At 68.0% G+C, this 4,992-nt stretch carries 5 protein-coding genes; 4 read left to right on the forward strand and 1 reads right to left on the reverse strand.

The features are described from left to right. From ENN83_RS13315 to ENN83_RS13325, 3 genes are all read left to right on the forward strand, one after another. The coding region (locus ENN83_RS13315; RefSeq protein WP_287187710.1) for a ChaN family lipoprotein at nucleotides 1-343 on the forward strand (343 nt) is incomplete at its 5' end. A gap of 165 nt (nucleotides 344-508) precedes the next feature. Then, nucleotides 509-1,222: an ABC transporter ATP-binding protein gene (locus tag ENN83_RS13320; RefSeq protein WP_287187712.1), complete on the forward strand. Its 714-nt coding sequence runs from the start codon at nucleotides 509-511 to the stop codon at nucleotides 1,220-1,222. 29 nt (nucleotides 1,223-1,251) lie between these two features. Continuing rightward, entirely contained in the window at nucleotides 1,252-2,370 is a 1,119-nt protein-coding gene (locus tag ENN83_RS13325) for a SufD family Fe-S cluster assembly protein (RefSeq protein WP_287187713.1), read from the forward strand. Between the two features lie 124 nt (nucleotides 2,371-2,494). Here ENN83_RS13325 and ENN83_RS13330 read toward each other — a convergent pair whose 3' ends face one another. Further along, nucleotides 2,495-3,517, reverse strand: coding sequence for an ABC transporter substrate-binding protein (locus tag ENN83_RS13330; RefSeq protein WP_287187716.1), 1,023 nt, complete (start codon nucleotides 3,515-3,517; stop codon nucleotides 2,495-2,497). Between the two features lie 417 nt (nucleotides 3,518-3,934). On the opposite strand from ENN83_RS13330, the gene hutW reads away from it, so the two are divergent. Continuing rightward, nucleotides 3,935-4,992, forward strand: a 1,058-nt coding sequence (hutW, locus tag ENN83_RS13335) for a heme anaerobic degradation radical SAM methyltransferase ChuW/HutW (RefSeq protein ID WP_287187717.1), incomplete at its 3' end; no start/stop codon positions are given.

A 4,992-nucleotide genomic window follows, 5' to 3' on the forward strand; every position in this document is an offset into this window, starting at 1 on the left:
CTTCGTGCGCGCGCAGGAGGTCTGGGACCGGGCCTTTGCCACCCGCATCCGTGCCGTTGCGGCAGGGCCCGATGCGCCGCTGATGATCGGCATCATCGGCATGGGGCATCTGCTTTGGGGCGGTGGCGTGCCCTGGCAACTGGCCGATCTGGGCATGACCAACGTCCGCGTCGCGATCCCGCAGGACGCCGACGATCCGCCGCTCGCCGCGGGCGCTGCCGACGCCGTCTTTGTCCTGCGGCGGTTTCAGGGCGCCCGGCATGGGGCAAAACCGGATGACGGTGGCCTTCTCGTCCCCGGTCGCGTTGCGTCCCTCGACGCGCAACCTCGACGCGAGGGTTAAGGGCGTTCGCAGGCGGACCCGCCTTGGCTCAGCCGTCCGTTTCGCCCCGGCCTGCGACAGATTATCCGATGAAAAGAATCGGATATATGCTAGCCTTGGTCGCAAGCGGCCCCAGCCAACCCGAGTGCGAGCCAGGTCGATCCGCGGCAATCACGTGGGGAAACCATGCTCGAGATATCCGATCTCTGTGTCGAAGTGGCCGGCAAACCGGTTCTGGACGCCATCGACCTGACGCTGAAACCCGGCGAGATTCATATCCTGCTCGGCCCCAACGGGTCGGGCAAATCCAGCCTTCTGGCGACCATCCTCGGCCTGCCACCCTACCGGATCACGCGGGGCACGATCCGGCTCGACAATGTGCCGCTTGCCGACCTGCCGCTGCAGGAGCGGGCGCGGCTTGGCATCGGCATGGCGTTCCAGCGCCCGCCGGGCATTGACGGCGTTTCGGTGGCGGCCTTCGCGGCGGCGCTCGGGGCCGAGGACACGCTCGCCCGCGAAGCGGCGGCGCTTGATCTTGTCGATTTCGTCCGGCGCGACATGAATGTCGGCTTTTCGGGCGGCGAGATCAAACGCTGGGAAATCCTCAAGCTGTTCCTGCAGGATCCCCGCCTGATGCTGTTCGACGAACCCGAAAGCGGTGTCGATCTCGAACATGTCATCGCGATCGGCCAGGCGATCCGCCGCATCGTCAGCAGCCCTGACGGTGAGGGCCGGCCGCGGGCGGGCCTCGTGATCACCCATACTGGCCTGATCCTGCGCCACGTCGCGGCGGACCGGGCACATGTCCTGAAGGATGGGCGCATCCTCCATTCAGGCGATCCCGCGACGCTTTTCTCCCACATCCAGACCCACGGCTACAGCGTGCCGGACGCGGCCTGACCGCGCGGCCAAAACCAAGGAGCACAGTGATGGACGACTTGACGACGAATCCCGGCGGCCTGACCAATGCCGAGAAGGACATCCTGCACGAGGTCGGGTTCGCCGACGAATCCACCCGCGCGGGCACCTCGATCCTGGCCGACCGCCAGATGCGGGTGGCGCTCTCGAACGACCCGGGCGTCGAGATCCTGCCGCTGGCCCAGGCGCTCAGAACCTATGACTTCGTTCAGGGGTTGATGTTCGGCCTCGTCGATCCCGAAGAAAACGAGCATGTCCGGCTGGTCGCCGAGCACATGCACGACCCGCTGGGCCATTTCATCTGGATCAAGCCGGGCGCCAAGGTAAAGCTTCCGGTGCAGAGCTTCACCCTGCTCGAAATCCCTCAGGGCCGTCAGTTCACCCATGACATCACACTGATCGACGAGGGCGCCGAGGTCGAGATGATCTCGGGCTCGGCGGTGCCGGCCGAGGTGTGCAGGGGCCGACATATCTCGATCGGCGAGACCTACATGCGGGCCAACGCGAAATGCACCGCGGTCACGGTCGAGCATTGGGGGCCCGAGATGGAGGTCTATTCCTACGGTTATTCGCGGATGGAGGCGGGTGCCAGTTTCGGTTCCACGGCGATCATGATGTCGCCGATCCGTCATCACACCAGCCGGTCGGTCTCGGTGCTCGGGGCCGGGGCAAGCGTGGTCTCGCAATCCATCGTCTTCGCCCCCGAGGGCACCGAGCGGGTGCTTGCCAGCGAAACCCGGTTGACGGCGACGGGTGCCCGGTCGCAGGACGTGACGCGCATGGTCTCGGCCGGCGGCACCATCGTGAACGACGCGCTGCTCGTCGGTGCGGCGGCAGGCACCGAGGGGTTTCTGGGCTGCGACGGGCTCAAGCTGAGCGATGCGGGCGAGATCCGCGCCGTGCCCTCGCTGTCGGCTCTGGCCGAGGGAGCGCAGCTGTCACATGAGGCCTCGGTCGGCAGGATCGACGGCGAAAAGCTGACCTACCTCATGGCCTCGGGCATGGCGGAGGATGCTGCGCGCGACCTGATCGTGCGGGGCTTCCTGAGGCTCAGCGACGAGCAGATCCCCGAGGCGCTCCGGACGCGGGTGGTCGCCATGGTGGCCGAGGCGAAGTCCGGAGGCATGTAGCCCGGCGCCGGTGCCGGCACCGGCGAAGAGATCAGGACATGCAAGGGGCGGCGCGATGCGCCGCCCCTTGTTTCAGTTGAGCCGGCCGCGCCCGGTGCTCTTGGCGCGGCCGACCCGCGCCGGGTCAACTGCCGTTGAGGGAGGTGAAGGCAGCGGCCCAGCGTCCGAGGATTTGCGGATAGTCGATCACCATGCTGTCGTAATAGGCGGGCAGCGACAGCAGCGCGTGGCGCGTCAGCGCCGGGACCGTGTGGCCGAGGTCCGGGTTGCGGGCCAACGCCTCGGCCAGCTTGCGCTGCACCGCGTCCGCGTCGCCCGTCATCACGATCACGTCCGGGTTCCACTCGGCCAGCGCATCAAGGCGGGGCAGGGGCGCGAAGGCGGCCACGCCCTCTGCGGCAAGCGCGGCGGCCGCATTCTCGGCCCCCAGCGGGGTCAGCAGGAAATCGTCGGTATAGCCCCCCGGCAGATGCGCCCGCACGAAGGCCTTGCCGGTTTCGGCCTGCAAGGTGCCGTCCAGCACCAGCACGCGCGGGCGCGGGCCCGGCAGCGGCAGGCGGGCCGAGACCGCGTCCAGTTGCGCCCTGCGGGTCTCGACCAGCTTTTCGGCTTCGGCCTCGCGTCCCAGCGCCGCCCCCACCTGCCGGATCGCCGTGTCGAAATCGCCGGTGAAATCGAGAACCGTCACTTCTGTACCGAGCGCCGTGGCCACATCTGCCTTCTCGAGCACCGGCAGCAGGTTCATGGGGTCGCGCTTCGGCTTGGTGCGGTCGAAGGGGGCGGACTGCTCGATCAGGACGGTGCCGATCCCGCGCTCGCGCAGGGTGCGGGGCACGATGTCGGCGTCCTTCGTGACGATGTAGTTCGGACAGCCCAGGATCATGCTGGACGTGTTCGCCAGCACGCGCCCGAACGGCCACAGATCGCCCCGGACCGACATGGCCTCGGGCACCACGCCCAGATGCCAGGCGACATTCACCAGCCGGTCGCCGACCATGACGACCGGAATCCTTTCGGGCGGGGCCTTGCCGGGAAAGACCTGCTGGGCGAAGCCGGCGCAGGCCTGCGCCGTGACTATGATGACCGCAAGGATCGCTGCGCGCGACCGTGGCGGCAGGGATCTGCGAAACGGGTAACTTGTCGACATCGTAAGGGGTCTCCTTGTGCAGGTGCTGTCCGGTCTGCCTCGGCGACTGCAAGGCGTCGCAACGCACGCATCCGGTCGTCGGAGCAATCGCCGAGCCGAAGCGCGCCACTCAAGCGCTTGAAACGTGAGAGGATGATCTGGCTGGCGCCGAGCGAAAGGCGGCTCGCTGGAAACTCGATCACGAATGGACACAATATGAGTAAAAGAGTCAACTTTTTTCGCATGCGACAAGCATGCCCGGGAGCGGCCTCTCGGGGCGGGGCCTTCGCATGTCATCGACGGGGCTTTTCAAGCGCCTCCAAGCCTGATAGAAATTGTCGGAAATGCCATGGTGGCTCCCGACCGCCGCCATTCACCGTTCGCCAGGCCCCAGCTTTCCGCCCGGTCCCCTGTGCCCGAAAGCCCAGAGACCCGCGCATGAACGTCCCGAGAGCCACAGGCGGAAACCGTCCGGACCAGGTCGAAACCCATTTTGCGCGCGTTTCCGACGACCCGCTGGCCGATGCGTTCCCGGGGCGGATGGGGGCGCATGCGAGGGGCGGTGCCGTGCCGGTGCCGGATACCGAGCTGCCCGCGCTCTGGGCGCGGCTGTCGGAAACCCCGCGAACGGGGCCGTCGGTCGCCTATGTCCACGTCCCGTTCTGCGAGAACCACTGTCTGTTCTGCGGGTTCTACCAGAACCCCTGGCGGCGCGAGGCGGGCGCGCCCTATGTCGACGCGGTCCTCGCCCAGTTGGCCGCCGGCGCGGAAACGGCGCTGCAGCAGGGCCACCCGCTGAGGGCAGTCTATCTCGGCGGCGGCACGCCCACGGCGCTGGCCGCCCGCGATCTGGCGCGGCTGGTCGAGGGGCTGCGCCGTCTTCTGCCGTTGGCGCCCGATTGCGAGATCACGCTGGAGGGCCGGATCGTCAGTTTCGGGCTGGAAAAGGCGCGTGCGGCCTTCGAGGCGGGCGTGAACCGCGTGTCGCTGGGGGTGCAGACCTTCGATGACGGCGTGCGCCGCAGCATGGGGCGCAAGTCGACGCGGGCCGAGACGCTGCGCTTTCTCGAGGGGTTGGTGGCACTCGACCGGGGCGCGGTGGTAATCGACCTGATTTACGGTCTGCCCGGTCAGGACCGCGCGACCTTTCGAGCGGATGTGCGGACGGCCGCGGCGCTGGGGCTCGACGGGCTCGACCTCTACTCGCTCAAGGCCATCCCCGGCACGCCGCTGCTGATCGCACAGGACAAGGGCAAGCTGCGCCCCGCTGCCCCCACGGAACTGGGTCATTACTACGCGGACGGGGTCGCCGAAATGGACCGCGCCGGTTGGGAGGCGATTTCGACCACCCATTGGCGGCGCGGCACGCGCGAGCGCGGCATCTACAATTGCGAGGTCAAGGCCGGGGCGCATTGCCGGGCCTTCGGGGCGGGGGGGGGGGGCAACCTGCATGGCCACGGCTTTCGCGTCACGCCTGATCTTGACGCCTACCGGGC

Source organism: Rhodovulum sp., from assembly GCF_011048875.1.
GTDB classification, from domain to species: Bacteria; Pseudomonadota; Alphaproteobacteria; order Rhodobacterales; family Rhodobacteraceae; genus Rhodovulum; species Rhodovulum tesquicola.